The 17,230-nt window shown below is 61.2% G+C and carries 13 protein-coding genes and 1 pseudogene; 13 read left to right on the forward strand and 1 reads right to left on the reverse strand.

From position 1 onward, the window contains the following. Positions 1 to 60 precede the first annotated feature (60 nt). Positions 61 to 982: pseudogene (gene mbfA / locus F758_RS43635) on the forward strand (iron exporter MbfA). A gap of 185 nt (positions 983 to 1,167) precedes the next feature. Then, entirely contained in the window at positions 1,168 to 1,560 is a 393-nt protein-coding gene (locus tag F758_RS0111190) for a c-type cytochrome (RefSeq protein ID WP_035721625.1), read from the forward strand. A 59-nt stretch (positions 1,561 to 1,619) separates the two neighbouring features. Here the strand turns inward: F758_RS0111190 and F758_RS0111195 are convergent, their stop codons facing one another. Next, positions 1,620 to 3,077, reverse strand: a complete 1,458-nt coding sequence (locus F758_RS0111195; protein ID WP_024507952.1) for a cytochrome-c peroxidase — start codon at positions 3,075 to 3,077, stop codon at positions 1,620 to 1,622. A gap of 273 nt (positions 3,078 to 3,350) precedes the next feature. Between F758_RS0111195 and F758_RS0111200 the strand changes: the two genes are divergently transcribed. The 11 genes from F758_RS0111200 to F758_RS0111245 all read left to right on the forward strand — a co-directional run bounded on the left by F758_RS0111200 (position 3,351) and on the right by F758_RS0111245 (position 16,963). Then, a complete protein-coding gene (locus F758_RS0111200) occupies positions 3,351 to 3,803 on the forward strand; it encodes a (2Fe-2S)-binding protein (RefSeq protein ID WP_024507953.1) in 453 nt (150 codons plus the stop codon). After that, on the forward strand, positions 3,803 to 6,055 hold the full coding sequence (locus F758_RS0111205) for a xanthine dehydrogenase family protein molybdopterin-binding subunit (protein ID WP_024507954.1): 2,253 nt from the start codon (positions 3,803 to 3,805) through the stop codon (positions 6,053 to 6,055). The genes F758_RS0111200 and F758_RS0111205 overlap by 1 nt, the downstream gene beginning before the upstream one ends. A 65-nt stretch (positions 6,056 to 6,120) precedes the next feature. Then, complete coding sequence (locus F758_RS0111210; RefSeq protein WP_349542569.1) at positions 6,121 to 7,167, forward strand: aldo/keto reductase; 1,047 nt, start codon at positions 6,121 to 6,123, stop codon at positions 7,165 to 7,167. Between the two features lie 217 nt (positions 7,168 to 7,384). Beyond that, positions 7,385 to 9,118, forward strand: coding sequence for a ubiquinone-dependent pyruvate dehydrogenase (poxB, locus tag F758_RS0111215; RefSeq protein WP_024507956.1), 1,734 nt, complete (start codon positions 7,385 to 7,387; stop codon positions 9,116 to 9,118). A gap of 13 nt (positions 9,119 to 9,131) precedes the next feature. After that, positions 9,132 to 10,547, forward strand: coding sequence for a cytochrome ubiquinol oxidase subunit I (locus F758_RS0111220; protein WP_024507957.1), 1,416 nt, complete (start codon positions 9,132 to 9,134; stop codon positions 10,545 to 10,547). 2 nt (positions 10,548 to 10,549) lie between these two features. Continuing rightward, positions 10,550 to 11,536 (forward strand): cytochrome d ubiquinol oxidase subunit II, encoded by a 987-nt coding sequence (gene cydB / locus F758_RS0111225; RefSeq protein ID WP_024507958.1) that lies wholly within the window; start codon positions 10,550 to 10,552, stop codon positions 11,534 to 11,536. Between the two features lie 71 nt (positions 11,537 to 11,607). Continuing rightward, positions 11,608 to 12,087, forward strand: coding sequence for an AEC family transporter (locus F758_RS47495; protein WP_084305238.1), 480 nt, complete (start codon positions 11,608 to 11,610; stop codon positions 12,085 to 12,087). Then, on the forward strand, positions 12,084 to 12,554 hold the full coding sequence (locus F758_RS47500) for an AEC family transporter (RefSeq protein WP_051386799.1): 471 nt from the start codon (positions 12,084 to 12,086) through the stop codon (positions 12,552 to 12,554). The genes F758_RS47495 and F758_RS47500 overlap by 4 nt, the downstream gene beginning before the upstream one ends. Before the next feature lie 167 nt (positions 12,555 to 12,721). Continuing rightward, a complete protein-coding gene (locus F758_RS0111235; protein WP_024507959.1) occupies positions 12,722 to 14,377 on the forward strand; it encodes an NAD-dependent malic enzyme in 1,656 nt (551 codons plus the stop codon). Between the two features lie 5 nt (positions 14,378 to 14,382). Then, positions 14,383 to 15,792 (forward strand): NAD(P)/FAD-dependent oxidoreductase, encoded by a 1,410-nt coding sequence (locus F758_RS0111240; RefSeq protein ID WP_024507960.1) that lies wholly within the window; start codon positions 14,383 to 14,385, stop codon positions 15,790 to 15,792. 199 nt (positions 15,793 to 15,991) lie between these two features. Continuing rightward, positions 15,992 to 16,963 (forward strand): AraC family transcriptional regulator, encoded by a 972-nt coding sequence (locus F758_RS0111245; protein WP_024507961.1) that lies wholly within the window; start codon positions 15,992 to 15,994, stop codon positions 16,961 to 16,963. Positions 16,964 to 17,230 lie beyond the last annotated feature (267 nt).

The raw sequence follows: 17,230 nt of genomic DNA on the forward strand, positions 1-17,230 counted from the left end.
ACGACCCCCGCATCACTTCCAAGCCAAGCAAAAAGGGCTGCCGCGAAGAATTTCTCAGATTTGACCGAGCGCGAGCTGCTGGCAGTCGCGATCGCCTCGGAGGAGGAAGATAGCCGCATCTACATGACATTCGCCGAGGATTTCGCGGACCGCTATCCGGACAAGGTGTTCGAGGAGATGGCCACGCGGTCATCGACATTTGCTTTTGGAAATGTATGAAAAGCGTTTTGGCAAAGGTCTCCCGCTTATCCGGAAAGAAGATGTCAGAGGATTCCTGAAGCGCCGTCCGGTCTGGCTGACGAAGAACCAGTCGCTGGACACTATTCGCAATGAAGTCGACGCTAGGAGTTCGAAGCCGAACGCTTTTATGCCAAGGCGGCTGCACACGCCGAGAACGCCAGCATACGCCGGTTGCTCTGCGACCTTGCCGATGCGGAAAAGGATGACGAGCAGTTCGCGGCGAAGCTGACCGATCGGATCTTGAACCCGGATGCACGCGAGGCCGAGGACAAGACGCGGCGTCGGGTGTTCGTCCTGCAATATGTCCAGCCGGGTTGATGGATGGTTCGGTGTCGACGTCGGCGCCGCTGTTCGCCGCTGCTTTTGCTAAGCACCAGAACGGGCAGACCTTGCTGGTGGGATTGGCGACCTCGATCGGCGCCGGCATCAGCATGGGGTTTGCCGAGGCTTTATCCGACGACGGACTGCTAACCGGACGCGGTTCGCCCTGGCTGCGCGGATTAACCTGCGGGCTGATGACCACAGTCGGCGGTCTCGGCCACTCGATGCCCTATCTCGTTCCTGGCCCAATGCCTTCTTGATTGCTACCGCAGTTGCTGGCGTCGTGGTGTTCTTCGAATTGTGGGCAATCGCTTTTATTCGTGCGCGTTACATGGACACGCCGTTCTTGAAGGCCGTATTCCAGATCGTGCTCGGTGGCGTCATTGTGCTCGCAGTCGGTATTCTCATCGGCGCAGCCTAGACTTAGACCGTGATCGGACGTCCTGGTCGCGGGACGCGATGCAATCTCGTTAACGCCTTTCACCTCAATCGGGACCCCGCGTCGTGCAGAGGGCAAGAACACCGCGATCCCAGCAAGCCGCAACAAGCAAGATTGGCACGACCCGCCTAGACTCGTCGCGGTCTCAATTGCGAGGTGCTCAAAACATGCGAAACAGAACTGATGCAGTTCTCGCTGCTTTCGCTACTATCGCAGCAAGCGCCGCAGTGGTCGCCGCTCCATCGTCGGCCAGCGCGGCCGGGAGCGCAGCAGCGGGGCAGCAGGTGTTCGCGCGCTGCGCGGCCTGTCATTCGACAAAGCCAGGCGAAAACAAGATCGGCCCATCGCTCGCCGGCGTCGTCGGGCGCAAAAGCGGAACGGAAGCCGGCTACAACTACTCACCAGCGTTGAAGGCGGCGAATATCAGCTGGGACGAACATAGCCTCGACCAGTTTCTCGCCAACCCGGCCGCCGATATCCATGGTACCAAGATGTTCATTTCGGTGCCGAACGCGACGGACCGCCAGAATGTGATCGCCTATCTGGAGACCTTGAAGTGATCGATTGCGCGTTTTTCTAGCGCGGCGTGAAGTATCCCTTGGCGTCGATCGCGCGACAGTTACCGCTGCATAAAGCCGTCGCTAAGCGTCTGCATGAAGCTCACCAGCGCATCTTCCTCCTCGTCGGAAAGGCCGAGCTTACCAACGAATTTGGTATTCATGTTCTTCGTCGACTCCGGCGCAGGCCAGCACGTAATGCCCTCGCCGGGGTCATTGGGGCTGCAGCGCCGCAGGACGTCGCGTGTATTGTAGAAATGCACGATCGATTTGAGACTCTTGAAATAGCCATTGTGTCCATAAGCCTTGATGAAAGTGGCATTGGGCCGCTTGTCGACATTGCGCAACGTCGGGACCTGGAAGCGCCCCTCGTTCTGCGGTGCGAGCGGCACCCAGTGCGCATCGACTTCCGAAGGCTGGCTCAGCAGGTGATCCGTGGCGAGAAAGCCGGCGACGCCGGGATCGACATAAGAAGAGCCGGCCGGGTTGGCGAGGTAGCCCGCTGCATCAGGTCGCGCTTCGGCGTAATAGGGCAGCAATGGGTTCGCGGGCGTTCCGATATTGCTCGCGGTGAAGTCGGTGAACAGTGGGTCTTCGCCGGGGCCGCCGTCGCGGTGGCAATTGTTACATTGCGCCTTGCCGCGGAACAGCGCGTAACCCGCCTGCTCCTGGGGTGTGAACTGCGCCCTGCCCGCCTGCACTGCATCGAACTTGGAGGTAAGCGCGGTCACCTCTGCGGAAGCCTCATAGCTCGCGATCGACTGCGCCATCTGATCAAACGTGGCTGCGGCGCGGCCGCGATCTACCGGTGTCAAGTGAACCGGCATCTTGTCATTGTCAGTGGCCGGACCCGGCCGATTGCATACCTGCTCGACATCATTCGGCCATTGAATTGCAAAGGCTTGCTCGCCCCAGACCATCTCGAAGAGGCCGCGATAGGGTCGCTGTGAAGCCCGGTATACTGCACAGGCGATGTCAGGCAATCCCATCTCGACCGGATTGGTTGGTGGGCCCTCGGCCTGTTCGGCCGCGGGATTGCCCAGGCGGCGACCAGTTGCACGCATGTCCCAGAAATTGCCGCCGACCAAATCACCCTGGCCGGGATTGTAATGCAACACGGGCGAAAGCGGTGCGTAGGCGTGCGACTGCGGCTTGCGGTTGCTGGAGCGGGTCCGCACCGAACCAGGATAGGAGCCGGTGGTGCGATTGAGCTCGGATATCGGCCCGGTGAAGCCAGTTTCAGGCGTGTGGCAGAACGCACATGCCTCGTTGCGATTCACCGACAGCTCCTTATCGTAGAGCATCAGTTTGCCGAGCAGCTCGATCTGCTGCACCTGGTTATTCGGCGGTGGGGATAGCCGCTGGAGCACTTCGGTCTCGATCCGGTCAATATCAGCCTCAACCTTCTCGATTTCCTCCAGCGCGGCCGGCGATAGATTCGTGCTCGCCTCCTCCGCGCATACAATCGCGGCGCTAAGCGTGGCGAGCATTGCAATGGCCGAGCTGATCCAGAGATTCATTCCGGCATTGTCCTAAAAGTGGAAGCGCCTTCCCGCAGCGTTCTCAGCGATGCCGGGCAGGAACGCTTGTTGGGAATTGCTCCAACAGCCGAATTCCTGCCTGAAGCAGCTTTCGTCAAACCGACCGAGCCTCCTGCGCTCCTTAGCCGCCGTCAGCGCCGAACCCAAATCACGATCGCAGCAACTGCGGTCAATAAACCGCAAGCACCCTCAAGAGGGCCATCGCCATGGTGATTAGCTTGCGTTCATCTCACCAGTGTTGCGAGAATTGATATGCCACAAATCAACATCAACGGTGCTGTGCACGACGTTGACGCCGATCCACAAATGCCTCTGCTGTGGGTGATCCGCGATCTTGTCGGTTTAACCGGCACCAAATTTGGCTGCGGCGTCGGCGCTTGCGGCGCCTGCACTGTGCACCTGGACGGGGACGCGGTGCGTTCCTGCGTCACGCCGCTGTCAGCAGCCACGGGGCACAAGATTGTAACCATCGAAGGGCTGAGCACTGACGGCACACATCCCGTGCAGCGCGCCTGGCAGGCCAACAACGTACCCCAGTGCGGCTATTGCCAGCCTGGCCAGATCATGCAGGCGGCCGCCCTGCTGAAGCAGACCGCCAAGCCGACCGATCAGGAAATCACCGATGCCATGTCGGGCAACATTTGCCGTTGCGGCACCTATGTGCGGATTCGCGCGGCAATCAAGTCAGTCGCCGAGGCCATGTGATGACTACTGTCGTAAATCTCAGCCGGCGTGAATTCGTAGGCGGCGCTGCCGGCCTTGTTCTTGGCTTCTCGATCGGATTTCGGGAATTTCCGGCAGTGGCGGCAGAAGCTCACGCCGGCGCAGCCTTCGAACCCAACGTCTATTTGACGATCGATCCAAGCGGCGATGTGACGATCGTTGCGCACCGCTCGGAGATGGGGACTGGAATCAAAACGGGATTGCCGATGGTGCTCGCAGATGAGCTCGGCGCCGACTGGACCCGGGTCAAGATCGTACAAGCTCAGGGCGATCCGAAATATGGTGACCAGAACACCGATGGATCTCGCAGCACACGTCAATTCTACGAGCCGATGCGCATCGCGGGCGCCTCAGCCCGTCAGATGCTCGAGGCGGCTGCGGCGCATGTCTGGAGCGTCAACGCAAACGATTGCCAGGCGCGCAACCACACGATCGTTCATGTCCCAAGCGGACGGCAGCTGTCGTTTGGCGACGCCGCGAGGATCGCGGCAACGCTTGAGATAGCACCACCCGACCATATGGAATTGCGCTTCCGGCCGGCGAATGAATGGCGCTACGTCGGCAAGCCCGTTCCGATCGTTGACCTCAACGCCATCGTTCGTGGCAAGGCCACCTATGGCATCGACGTCGTCCTTCCCGGGATGAAGTACGCATCTATTGAGCGCTGCCCGGTCTATGGCGGCAAAGCCTCGCAATTCGACGCCACCGAGGCGATGAAAGTGCCCGGCGTCGAGCAAGTCGTGGAGATTCCGGCAACACCGATTCCGTCCGGCTTCTATCCGCTCGGCGGCATTGCCGTCATCGCAAGCAACACCTGGTCGGCCCAGCAGGGCCGCGAAAAGCTCAAGATCACCTGGGATTTCGGCCCCAACGCCAGCCACGATTCGACTGCGTATCGTGCCCAACTCGAGGCGACGGCGAAGCAGCCCGGTCGGGTCGTTCGCAATCAAGGCAACGTCGACGCAGCGCTAGGCGCCGCCAAGCACCACATCGCGGCAGATTATTTCGTGCCCTATTACGCCCATGCGCCGATGGAGGTGCCGAACGCTGTCGCGCACTTCGTCGACGGCAAATGCGAAATCTGGACTCCAACCCAATTCCCGCAATCGCCACGCACGACCGCGGCGCAAGTGTTGGGCCTGACCGAGGAAGACGTTACCGTCAATGTCACGCTGCTCGGAGGTGCGTTCGGCCGCAAGTCGAAGTCCGACTATGTGGCCGAGGCGGCGCTGCTGTCCCGCAAAATCGGTTCCCCCGTCAAGGTGACGTGGACGCGCGAAGACGAAATCCAGCATGACTATTACCACGCGATTTCGGCCCAGCATCTGGAGGCCGGGCTCGATGCCAAGGGGCGTCCATCGGCCTGGCTGCATCGCACGGTCTTTCCCGCGATCGAGTCAACGTTTCAGCCGGACGTAACATACGGCAGCGCCGGCGAACTGCAGCAGGGCGTCACCGACATGCCCTACGCGATCGCCAACGTCCGGTGCGAGAACGGTCCGGCGGCCAATCACGTCAGGATTGGTTGGTATCGCTCGGTCTACAACATTCCGCATGCCTTCGCGGTCTGCTCATTCGCCGATGAGCTGGCGCATGCGGCCGGCAAAGACCCGCTCGAATATCTGCGCGAGTTATTGGGCGAGCCGCGCAAACTCGATTTCGCTGCGATGCATGTCGACTATCCGAACTACGGCGCATCGCTTGATATGTATCCGGCCGACACCGGAAGGCTACGGGGAGTTCTCGATCTGGTCGCGCAAAACAGCGGCTGGGGCAGCCGTCTGCCGTCGAGGCATGGTCGCGGCGTCGCCGTCCATCGCAGCTTCCTGAGCTACGCAGCCGCGGTAGTGCAGGTTGCCGTTGGCGCCGACGGCCAGATCACAATCCCACGGGTCGATATCGGACTCGATTGCGGCCTCGTCGTCAATCCCGATCGCGTGCGCGCGCAGCTCGAAGGCGCCGTGATCATGGGCATCAGCAATGCGCTCTACAGCAATATCAGCATCAATCAGGGACGCATCGAACAGAGCAATTTCAGCGATTATCTCGTCGCTCGTACCGACATCACCCCCGAAACGCATGTCCATCTTGTCGAGAGCAGCGCGCCTCCCGGCGGTGTCGGCGAGCCCGGAGTGCCGCCAATTGCGCCGGCGATCTGCAACGCGATCTTCGCCGCAACCGGAAAGCGGATTCGCGCGCTACCGATCGATCCCGCGCAATTGAAGTCAACCTGAACCGAGGACGGGCCGTCCTGTCTCCAGGGCGAGCTGCACTTGTGTCAAGCGAAGGAGCAAAGCTTATGGATGGTGAAGCCAAGGCTGTCGAGGTCAGGCCGCGTGAAACGGCGATGGAATGCGCTGAAATTCCTGGAACGTCGCTTCAGGTATCGCGAGTCACGATCGGGACGTGGGCAATCGGCGGCTGGATGTGGGGTGGCACCGATGAAGCGGAATCGATCAAAACGATCCGCGGTGCAATCGAGCATGGCGTCACCGTGGTCGATACCGCGCCGGTCTACGGATTTGGCCGCTCCGAAGAGATCGTCGGCAAGGCGCTTGCGGAGGGAGGCCTGCGCTCGCGCGTGCTGATCGCAACAAAGGCAGGACTGGAATGGCAAGGCGAGCGTGTATTCCGCGACGCCACTCGCGCCCGAATCTTTTGGGAGGTCAAGCAGTCGCTGCGTCGGCTTCGAACCGATTACATCGATATCTATCAGGTGCACTGGCCGGATCCGCTGGTGACCATCGAGGAAACTGCCGAGGCCATGCGCGAACTGTTCGAGCAAGGCACGATACGCGCGATCGGAGTCAGCAATTTTTCGACTGAACAGATGGAGCGGTTCCGGCGAATTGCCCCGTTGCACGTCCTCCAGTCGCCGTACAATTTGTTCGAGCGCGGCATCGAGTCCGACGTCCTTCCCTATTGCCTCGAGAACAATATTGCGACTTTCGGTTATGGGGCGCTTTGCCGCGGTCTTCTCTCCGGCCGGATGCGCCCGGATAGCAAGTTCGATGGGGATGACCTGCGCCGCAAGGATCCGAAATTTCAAACACCGCGCTTCGCGCAATATCTCACCGCCGTAGAGCGGCTCGATCAGGTTGCGCAGCAACGGTTCGGCAAGCGTGTTATCCACCTGGCGATCCGGTGGATGCTTGACCAGGGCATCACAACGGCGCTCTGGGGTGCGCGCAACCCCGCGCAGCTGCTCCCGGTCGACGATGTGAGCGGCTGGCAACTCGATACGTCCGCAAAGGCGGAAATCGATCGCATCCTGCGCGAAACGATTACCGATCCGATCGGCCCGGAGTTCATGGCGCCGCCAGCGCGCTATGTCGCGCCGAAATAAACCGGTGATGAGGCTGACTTGCCTCCAACTTCTTGGCGAAGGTCGCTTTGTCGTTCCGCTCGCTTACGGGACAAAGCCAAATCTTGGTTCGCCCGGCCGGCTCCGAGGCGACATTTAAGCAATCACGCCGTGACATGGCAATTTCACTCAAGCCGAACGCTTCGGACATGACTTATCTCTGTACAGGAATTAGCCCCCTCCAGACGCGAGCAAGAGCATGTCAAAAACGGTGGCGGATCAATTCGCGGAAATCCTCGTCGCGGCCGGGGTCAAACGAATCTACGGCATCGTAGGCGACAGCCTCAACGGACTGACGGACTCGATCCGTCGTCAGGGCAAGATCGAATGGATCCATGTGAGGCACGAGGAGGTCGCAGCCTTCGCGGCGGGTGCAGACGCCCATCTCACCGGCGACATTGCGGTGTGCGCGGGCGGTTGCGGACCCGGCAATCTGCATCTCATCAATGGCCTGTTCGATTGTCATCGCTCCCGCGTGCCCGTGCTCGCCATCGCCGCCCAAATCCCGTCGAGCGAGATCGGCTCTGGCTATTTCCAGGAGACGCATCCTGAGCAGTTGTTCAAGGAATGCAGTCATTATTGCGAGTTGATTTCCGGCGCCGATCAGATGCCACGTACGCTGGAGCTCGCGATCCGCAAGGCCATCACAGACCGCGGCGTTTCCGTGGTGGTCATTCCCGGCGATGTCGCGCTGCAGCCCGCGCTTGCAGCATCGGACCCGCAGCCCGCGAATCTCCTGCCGGCCCGCCCCGCCGCGGCGGCGGCAAACGAATCTTTGGATCAATTGGCCGCGCTGCTCAATTCAGAGAGCCGCGTCACCATGCTGTGCGGCTCGGGTTGTCAGGGAGCGCATGAGCAGATCGTGGCTCTCGCCGAGCGGATCAAGGCTCCTATCGTTCACCCCCTCAAGGGCAAGGAACATGTCCAGTGGGAGAATCCGTACGACGTCGGCATGACCGGGCTCCTCGGCTTTTCATCGGGCTATTACGCGATGCTCGATTGCGATGTCTTGCTCATGCTCGGGACTGACTTCCCCTATCGGCAGTTCTATCCGCGCGGGTCGGGAGTGAAGATCGCGCAGGTCGACCTGAGGGCAGAAGTCATCGGGCGCCGTACACCGGTTGATCTCGCCGTAATCGGCGACGTGCGCGCGACCATCGACGCGCTTCTACCGCTTCTCAACGAGAAGCGAGATGATAGCCATCTTGCGCAAGCACGCGAACACTACCGCAAGGCGCGCAAAGGCCTCGATGAGCTTGCGCGCCCGGGCAGCGGCAAGTTGATACATCCGCAGCAGATCGCGAAGGCCGTGAGTGACCTGGCCGCCGATGATGCGGTCTTCACTTGCGATGTGGGTCTGCCGACGGTCTGGGCCGCGCGCTACCTCGCCATGAACGGCAAACGGCGGCTGATCGGCTCATTCTGGCACGGCTCGATGGCCAATGCGATGCCGCAGGCAATCGGCGCGCAAGCCACGTTTCCCAGCCGGCAGGTGATTTCGCTCTCCGGTGACGGGGGCTTCACCATGCTGATGGGCGATTTGCTGACGCTCGCGCAGTACGGCCTTCCCGCCAAGATTGTGGTGTTCAACAATGGCGCACTTGGCTTCATTGAGCTTGAGCAGAAAGGCACCGGCTTTCTCGATTTTGGGACGGAGCTCAAGAACCCGAATTTCGCGGCCATGGCCGAGGCCGTCGGCATTCGCGGCATCCGGATCGAAGACCCCGCCAAAGTGGAGGACGGGGTAGCCGCTGCCCTCGCACACGACGGCCCTGTTCTCATCGATGCGGTCGTCAGCCGGACAGAGCTTGCCGTGCCGCCATCGATCCACGTCGAAATGGCGAAGGGCTTCTCGCTCTACATGGTGAAGGCAATCATGAGCGGCCGGGCCGACGAGGTCATCGACCTCGCAAAGACCAATCTCTGGCGATAAAGGCACGTGCACCATGGACATCACGGCGCTTCTTCTGTCGCGGCTGCAGTTCGCGTTTACCGTCTCGTTTCACATCATCTTTCCATCCTTCACGATCGGCCTGGCAGCTTGGCTCACCGTGCTCGAAGCGCTCCATCTCGCAACCGGGCGCCCGGCCTACCGCCTGCTGTTTGAGTTCTGGCTCAAAATCTTCGCTGTGGCGTTCGGGTTCGGCGTCGTCTCAGGGGTCGTCATGGCCTTCGAGATTGGCACGAACTGGAGTGATTTTTCACGGATGACGGGACCGATCCAAGGGGTGCTTCTCTCCTACGAAACATTCACCGCTTTCGCGCTGGAGGCAGGTTTCCTTGGCGTGCTGCTGTTCGGCCGCCCGAAGGTTGCCCCGTGGTTCTACCTGTTATCGACCGCGATGGTCGCGCTCGGCACCACCCTGTCGGCGTTCTGGATCATGATCAACAACAGCTGGATGCAGGTGCCATTCGGTTATGTCGTCGAGAACGGCATGTTCGCGCCGAACGACTGGACCAAGATCATCTTCAACTCGGTGGTCTGGTCGCGCTTTCCGCACATGCTGCTCGCCGCCTACCTGACCGGCGCGTTCTGCGTTGCTGCGGCCGGAGCCTGGTATTTGCTGCGGCGAACGTTTATCGCTGAAGCGAAGATCATGCTTCGCATGGGCCTGTACTTGGCAGCGGTGCTCGTGCCGGTCCAACTCGTGTTCGGGCACCTCAACGGTGAATACGTTGTCCGTTACCAACCCGCGAAGATGGCCGCCATCGAGGCGCGATGGCACAATGAACAGCCAGCATCCGAGGTGCTGCTCGCATGGCCGGACGTGGCAAATCGGCGCAATCTCTTCGCGATCACCTTGCCTCCACCCCTGGGCAGCTTGATCGACTCCGACAGCCTCGACGCCGCGGAGGTTGGGCTCGACAGCATTCCCGAGAACGACTGGCCGCCGGTCCTCATTCCATTCTTCACCTTCCGGATCATGGTCGGTTGCGGCTTCCTTATGTTGGCCGTGGCCTGGATCGGAGCCTATCTGAGCCGCAAGGGGCGATTGGCGCGAAACCGGACGCTGCTCTGGGCTACGTTTCTCAGCTTTCCGCTGCCCTTTATCGCGACGTTGACCGGCTGGTTCACGGCCGAGGTGGGGCGCCAGCCCTGGGTTGTTTACGGCGTACTTAGGACTGCGAACGCAATGACGCCGTTCCTGACGACCCAGACGGCCATGATCTCGCTTGTCGTCTTTTGCGCGATCTACACCTTCATCTTTGCGTTCGGCATTTATTACATCTACCGGCTGCTGCGCGCAGGACCGGTTGGGCGCCTCGTGCAGCCGCCGGCGGCCGCCTTCTCTAACCGGCCCTTGTCTGTCGTCGATGAACCAGATGCGGCGTCGGCAGCTCTTCACGTTCCAGGAGAATAGCGATGGTCATGTTCTGGGTGACGCTGCTTGCCATCAGCATTCTCATCTACGTGCTGCTGGACGGCTTCGACTTAGGCGTCGGCATGCTCTTCGGCATAGCCAGAGGCGAGCCGTCACGGCACGCCATGATCAGTGCGGTGGCGCCGGTCTGGGACGGCAATGAGACCTGGCTCGTCGTCTCGGGCGTGATCCTCTGGGGCGCTTTTCCCCTCGTCTATTCGATTCTGATGTCGGCGTTCTATCTCCCTGTCCTGTTGATGCTGGCGGGGCTCATCCTGCGCGGCGTAGCCTTCGAGTTTCGCTCCAAGGCCAAACGCATGCGCTGGATCTGGAACGCAAGTTTTGCGGCAGGCTCACTGGTCGCGACGTTCATCCAGGGTTTGATGGTAGGCGCTCTCGTCGAAGGTCTTCCAATCTCCGATGGCCGGTATGTTGGTGGCGAATTCGACTGGTTTGGCCCGTTCGCGGTGCTTTGCGGCGCGGGCCTGTGCATCGGCTACGCACTGCTCGGCGCCTGCTGGCTGGTGCGGAAATGCGGGGGTGAGGTCCGCGATCACGCCTACCGCCTCATTCCTTATCTGTCGGCTGCGCTGCTCGTCTTCCTGATCGCTGTGTTCGCCTATGCCCTGGCCGAACACCTGCCGGTCATGACGCGATGGCTTGACCGGCCCTCCTTATTCGTCTTCCCGGTGATCGGCGCGCTGGGCGCAATCGCCCTCGCCGCCAGCGTTCATCGCCGCGACGACGCCCTGCCGTTCCCGATGGTCGCCGTCATTTTCGCAGCGGCCTTTGGCACGCTGGCGATCTCGTTCTGGCCCTACATGATTCCGTTCTCGATCACGATCGAACAGGCGGCCGCCCCTCACTCAAGCCTCGCCTTCATGTTCTGGGGAGAGGGTCTCTTCGTGTTCCCGCTCATGCTGCTCTACACGATCATCAGCCTCTCCGTGTTTAGAGGCAAGACCGCTGCGTCGACGGACAATTACTAGAACGGAAGGGCTCGCGGCGTTCGCATTCCCGTTGGCAAAACGATCCGCAGCCCTCGCTAGAAAGCCGAAACGTGACACAGACTATTTTATCAGCATTGCTGCCGGTTGTATTCGTGGTCGCTCTGGGAGGGTTGGCAGCCCATTTTGACATCATTAAGAAGAGCGCGGCACCGCTGTTTGCGAAATTCGTCATCGACTTTGCGTTACCGCTCGCCCTCTTCGAAGGCGTAATGAGCGTCTCTCCGAGTGCGCTCAAAGATGGCCCCTTTCTGCTCGCGATTGCGGTCGGACTAATGGGCACCTACGTCTTCGCTTTGATGCTCAGTCGAGCGATCTTTCGCCATAGCCTAAGCGAAAGCGCGATGCAGGCGATTACCTGCGCGTTTCCCAGCATGGCCTATTCGGGGCTTCCGGTGCTGGAGGCGGTGCTGGGGCCGGAGGGCGTGCCGGTGGTTGTGATCGGCAACCTCGTAACCAGTCTGATCATGATCCCGCTCACGCTCATCCTGGCCGAAATCGGTCAGGGGGCACCGTTGCCAAAGGGAACATGATGTCACTCGCCGCCCACAGCCTTGTTGGCGCGGTCAAGCAGCCTCTGGTCTGGCTGCCTGCCGCGGGCGCCGCGCTCGCGCTCAGCGGCGTCCATCTTTCCCAGGTTCTCCAGCTCTCGTTTGACTTGATCGGCAAGGCCGCCGCGGGCGTCGCGCTATTCGTGTTGGGACTGATCCTCTACGGCCAACGCTTCCGCATCAATCGCGACGTCGCGCTGAACGCGCTATTGAAAAACGTCGGACAGCCGGCCGTCCTCCTTGGGTTGGTGCTGTTGCTCGGCATTCAAGGAGCGTCGGCCAAGGAGCTGTTCCTGACCGGCGCGATCCCGACGGCAACGACCGCATCCGTACTCGCGCTGCGCTATCACATCTACTCGGATGAAGCGGCAGCCTCCACGCTGCTGAGTACGGTCGGCTCGGTCGCAACCATTAGCATCGCCATCATCATGGCGGAGCAGTTCACATGATGCGATCCCAGCCAATCACTTACGAAGTGGCAAGATCGCGCAAAACGCCGCAACACCCACAAAGCGAGTGAGCGACGCATGGGTCACTTGGATATTTCAGCATCGGCAAGGATCTGACGCGTTCGATACCGCGACGTATCAAGGCAAATTCGACGGAGTGATTGTAGATGACCGCACTCATCAACAAGAAGACCGCACCGACGCTGGGCCACCCCACTGGTTACCAATTGCTGCACAATCCGCGCCTCAACAAGGGCACGGCCTTTACCGATGCGGAGCGCCGAGCCTGGGGTCTCGAAGGTCTGCTCCCCCCCGCGGTCACCAATATGGCGCTGCAGGTGGCGCGCCGGCACGCCGAAATCGCCGCGCTCGACAACGATCTGCAGAAATATCTCGTTCTATCAGATCTGCAGGTGCGCAACGAGTCGCTGTATTACGCCGTCCTGATGTCGGACCCGGCGACCTACATGCCGATCGTCTATACGCCGACCGTCGGAGAGGCGTGCCAGAAGTTCGGCCATATCTTCCGGGCGCCGCGCGGCATGTACTTGCCGATCACCGCGCGCGGCCGGCTGAAGGAGCTGTTGTCCAACTGGCCGGAAAAGGATGTGCGCTTCATCGTTGTCACCGACGGCGAGCGCATCCTCGGTCTCGGCGATCTCGGCGCCGGCGGCATGGGCATTCCGATCGGCAAACTGGCACTATATACCGCCTGTGCCGGCGTGCCGCCACAAGGCTGTCTGCCGGTCGTTCTCGACGTGGGCACCAACAATCAGGCGCTGCTCGACGACCCGCTTTACCTTGGTCTGCGCCAGCACCGCGAGCGCGGTGATGACTATCTAGCCTTTGTCGACGAGTTCGTCGAAGCGGTGCAGCAGCTCTACCCGAAATGCTGCATCCAGTGGGAGGACTTCGCCAACTTCAACGCAGTCCCGATTTTGGCGCGCTATCGCGACAATGTCTGCACCTTCAACGATGACATCCAGGGCACTGCGGGCATCGCGCTGGCCGGCATTCTCGCCGCCTCCCGCATTACCGGACAGAAGCTCTCCGAGCAGCGCTTCCTGTTTCTCGGCGCGGGATCAGCCGCTACGGGCATCGCCGAACTGATCAGCCTCGCGATGGCGCGGGAGGGCATGGACCTCGCCGCGGCGCGGCGCCACAACGCGCTATTTGACATCAACGGCCTGCTGGTCACCTCGCGCACCGATCTCGCCGAATTTCAAAAGCCGTTCGCCGACGATCGACCGCCAATCTCCACTTTTGTCGAAGCGGTCGAGGCGGTGCGGCCGACTGCCATCATCGGCGTCAGCGCCGTGCCAAAACTGTTCAATCGCGAGGTGATCGAGGCGATGGCCCGGATCAACGAGCGTCCCATTATCTTCCCTTACTCGAACCCGACCTCCCGCTCCGAATGCACGGCCGAGGAGGCCTATCGCTGGTCCGACGGTCGGGCCATTTTCGCCAGCGGCAGTCCGTTTCCGCCGGTCGAGATCGCCGGGCGGCGCTTCGTGCCGGGCCAAGGCAACAACGTCTACATCTTTCCGGCCATGGGCATGGCGGTGTTTGCCACTGAAGCGACGCGTGTGACCGATGAGATGTTCCTGGTTGCTGCGCAAGCTCTCGCCGAGCAGGTCACCGAGGAAAACCTTTCGATCGGGCTGATCTACCCGCCGCAGAGCCGTATCCTTGAGGCGTCGCTCCATGTCGCCGAACGGGTTGCGGCGTGCATTTTCCACCAGGGACTGGCGGGGGTGAAGCGGCCGGACGATATCGGCGCGCTGATCCGCAGCCGCGTCTACCGTCCCACTTATCTGGAGTGAGATCGATGGCGGAGATCCTCGATCGTCAGATCGATCATGACTTGGTGCGCCCAACTCCGCGCTCCGAGACGACGACGCTGCGCGCTGGCAAGCGCGTTGGCGAGACGGCGCTGCACCGCGTCGTCGTCGTTGGGGGCGGCGCGGCTGGGCTGGAACTAGTCACCCGACTCGGCGATCGCCTCGGCAGGCGCTCGCGGGCATCGGTCACCCTGATCGACTCTGCGCGGACCCATCTATGGAAGCCGCTCTTGCACTCTGTGGCAGCCGGCAGCATCGATTCCGGCGAATACGAGGTCAACTACCTTGCCCAGGCGCATTGGCACGGCTTCCGCTATCACTTCGGCGAGATGATCGGGCTCGATCGGGAAAGGAAGGAAGTGCGCCTCGCTGCCACTGTCGACGAGGAAGGACGTCAGATCACGCCGCTGCGCTCAGTGGGATACGACACATTGGTGATGGCGATCGGCAGCGTGACCAACGATTTCGGCACGCGCGGCGTCGCAAAATATGCCGTGCCCTTGGAAACGCCGGCGCAAGCGGAGCGGTTCAACCGACGCCTGGTCAACGCCTGTCTGCGCGCTCAGACGCAGCCAGGCCCGGTGCGGCCGGGCCAACTTCATGTGGCGATCGTCGGCGCCGGTGCGACCGGCACCGAATTGGCCGCCGAGCTTTATCGCACGACGCGAGAAGTTGTTGCCTATGGCCTCGATCGCATCGACCCCGAACGCGACATCCGCATCGTTTTGATTGAGGCTGCAAAGCGCATCCTGCCTGGTCTGCCGCAGCGCATCTCGAAGGCGACGCAACGGCTCCTCGACCAGATCGGCGTCGAGGTCCGTACCGGCGCCAAAGTGAAGGAGGTGACGGCGCAGGGCCTCACGCTCGCCGACGGCTCCTTCATCGCCTCCGAGCTCGTGGTATGGGCAGCGGGCGTGAAGGCTCCGGACGTGTTAGGGCGACTCGACGGCTTGGAGACCAATCGCATCAATCAGCTTGTCGTCGAGCCGACATTGCAGACGACTCGCGATCCCGCGATCTTCGCGATCGGCGACTGCGCCGCCTGTCCTCGCCCAGGCTCATCAGCGCCAGTGCCGCCGCGGGCGCAGGCGGCGCATCAAGAAGCATCGCATATGGCGCACCAGATCGAGCGCCGTTTGCGCGGCCAGACTTTGCGGCCTTATGCATATCGTGACTTCGGTTCGCTGGTTTCCCTCGGCAGATGGAGCACGGTCGGAAACCTGATGGGTTTCCTTTCGGGCCGCAGCATCTTCGTCGCCGGCCTGTTTGCCCGGGTCATGTACCTCTCGCTGCGCATCATGCACGAACGAGCGATCGGCGGCACGCCGCGTGCCGTACTGAGCCTCCTAGCCCGGGCTCTGGCGCATCGCGCCGGCCCACCGGTGAAGCTGCATTGACGCTGGGGTACTCGACGCAATGGGAAACGATATGACGGCTGTTATCGTCGGCCACAATGATGCGCAAATCAGCGCAACGCAAAGCCGAACGCAGCAAAGTCGACAAAGCCAGTCATCGGAATTGTATTTAGTCGCTTTGGGCAGTGCCGATCGTCCCCGCGACACCAGGTTCGCCACGCCCCATCATAGAGGGTCCCTCTTGGCCAAGGATGCCATGACGCAGAGCATCTTTTTCTCGACCGCCGGCATGGAGGGACAGCAGAGCGTCGGGGCCTGGAGACAGGCCATGGCCGAAGTATACTGTCGGCTCGATATCCAGTCCGCACATGCCGATCGAGTGCGCGGCGAAATTCGGGCTTGGCAATCGGACGTCCTGGGAGTCTCGAATATCAGGGCGGACGCGTACCGCATAATCCGTCGCAGGGAGGCGGCGAAGGCCGACAAAACCGAAAATTTCATTTTCTCGTTTCCGACCCGCCAGGGGAGGCGCTTCGAGCAGCGCGGTCGCGAGTGCCTGGTGCCGCCGGGCGGCGTCTTCATCTTGAATGCAGCGGAGCCCTATGTGGTCGATGTGCCCGACGCTGCGGAGAGCATCACGCTCAAGGTTAATCGCGAGCGCCTTGCCGGCCGCATCGCCGGAATTGATGACTTGTGCGCAAGCGCCGACTTCACCAGCCCGCTGTTAGCGCCCGCCATTACCACCCTCGGCGAGCAGGTGCTCAAGCTGCAACCGACAGAGCACACCGCGCGGATCGAAGATTCCATTATCGACCTGCTTTGCCTCATGATCGAATGCCATGATCAGGGGGATACTGGTGCCCTCATCAGGCAGACCCTTGGCACATCCCTGTTCAACCGGGTCAACGCCTACATCCGACGAAATTTCGCAGATCATTCGTTGACACCAGACCGCGTCGCCGCCGATCACCGAATTTCGGTTCGCTACTTGCACAAGATCTTCCATTTTCACGGCACGACGTTCGGACAGGTCCTGCGAGAAGAAAGGCTGAGACAGGCGCATCAGCTCATTATCGGCAGCCGCCATCACGGCACGACCAATTTTGGAGAAGTTGCTTACCGCTGCGGATTCGGAAGCCAGTCACACTTCTCCGTCAGCTACAAAAACCGCTTTGGCATTTCGCCACGCAGGACACTTCTTGCCGCTGAGTGATGGCGCAAGCATCCCAGCAGCGTGCGCTCCGGAGAAAAACACAGTGCTCTCCCCGAAAAGACAGGTGCCCAGCTAGGAGCTAACCTCCCTCTATCGCACATCGGCGTTATTCCAGAAGCAGCAGGACTCAGATGACCACGGCGCAACATCCGCAGATTGAGCTAGGATCACACGCGCCTAAGGAACCTAAGTCTTTTGGACGCGGCGTGGCGTGGTTAGGCCCGGTGGCAGCATCGCTCCGACAAATACCGCTTAATGCAGCGCTGT

This window comes from Bradyrhizobium sp. ARR65 (genome assembly GCF_000472385.1).
Taxonomy (GTDB): Bacteria; Pseudomonadota; Alphaproteobacteria; order Rhizobiales; family Xanthobacteraceae; genus Bradyrhizobium.

Bases quoted from the DNA above. Each gene is read 5' to 3' on its own strand.
- F758_RS0111190 (WP_035721625.1), top strand. From the start codon at position 1,168: ATGCGAAACAGAACTGATGCAGTTCTCGCTGCTTTCGCTACTATCGCA.
- F758_RS0111195 (WP_024507952.1), bottom strand. From the start codon at position 3,077: ATGAATCTCTGGATCAGCTCGGCCATTGCAATGCTCGCCACGCTTAGC.
- F758_RS0111200 (WP_024507953.1), top strand. From the start codon at position 3,351: ATGCCACAAATCAACATCAACGGTGCTGTGCACGACGTTGACGCCGAT.
- F758_RS0111205 (WP_024507954.1), top strand. From the start codon at position 3,803: ATGACTACTGTCGTAAATCTCAGCCGGCGTGAATTCGTAGGCGGCGCT.
- F758_RS0111210 (WP_349542569.1), top strand. From the start codon at position 6,121: ATGGATGGTGAAGCCAAGGCTGTCGAGGTCAGGCCGCGTGAAACGGCG.
- poxB (WP_024507956.1), top strand. From the start codon at position 7,385: ATGTCAAAAACGGTGGCGGATCAATTCGCGGAAATCCTCGTCGCGGCC.
- F758_RS0111220 (WP_024507957.1), top strand. From the start codon at position 9,132: ATGGACATCACGGCGCTTCTTCTGTCGCGGCTGCAGTTCGCGTTTACC.
- cydB (WP_024507958.1), top strand. From the start codon at position 10,550: ATGGTCATGTTCTGGGTGACGCTGCTTGCCATCAGCATTCTCATCTAC.
- F758_RS47500 (WP_051386799.1), top strand. From the start codon at position 12,084: ATGATGTCACTCGCCGCCCACAGCCTTGTTGGCGCGGTCAAGCAGCCT.
- F758_RS0111235 (WP_024507959.1), top strand. From the start codon at position 12,722: ATGACCGCACTCATCAACAAGAAGACCGCACCGACGCTGGGCCACCCC.
- F758_RS0111240 (WP_024507960.1), top strand. From the start codon at position 14,383: ATGGCGGAGATCCTCGATCGTCAGATCGATCATGACTTGGTGCGCCCA.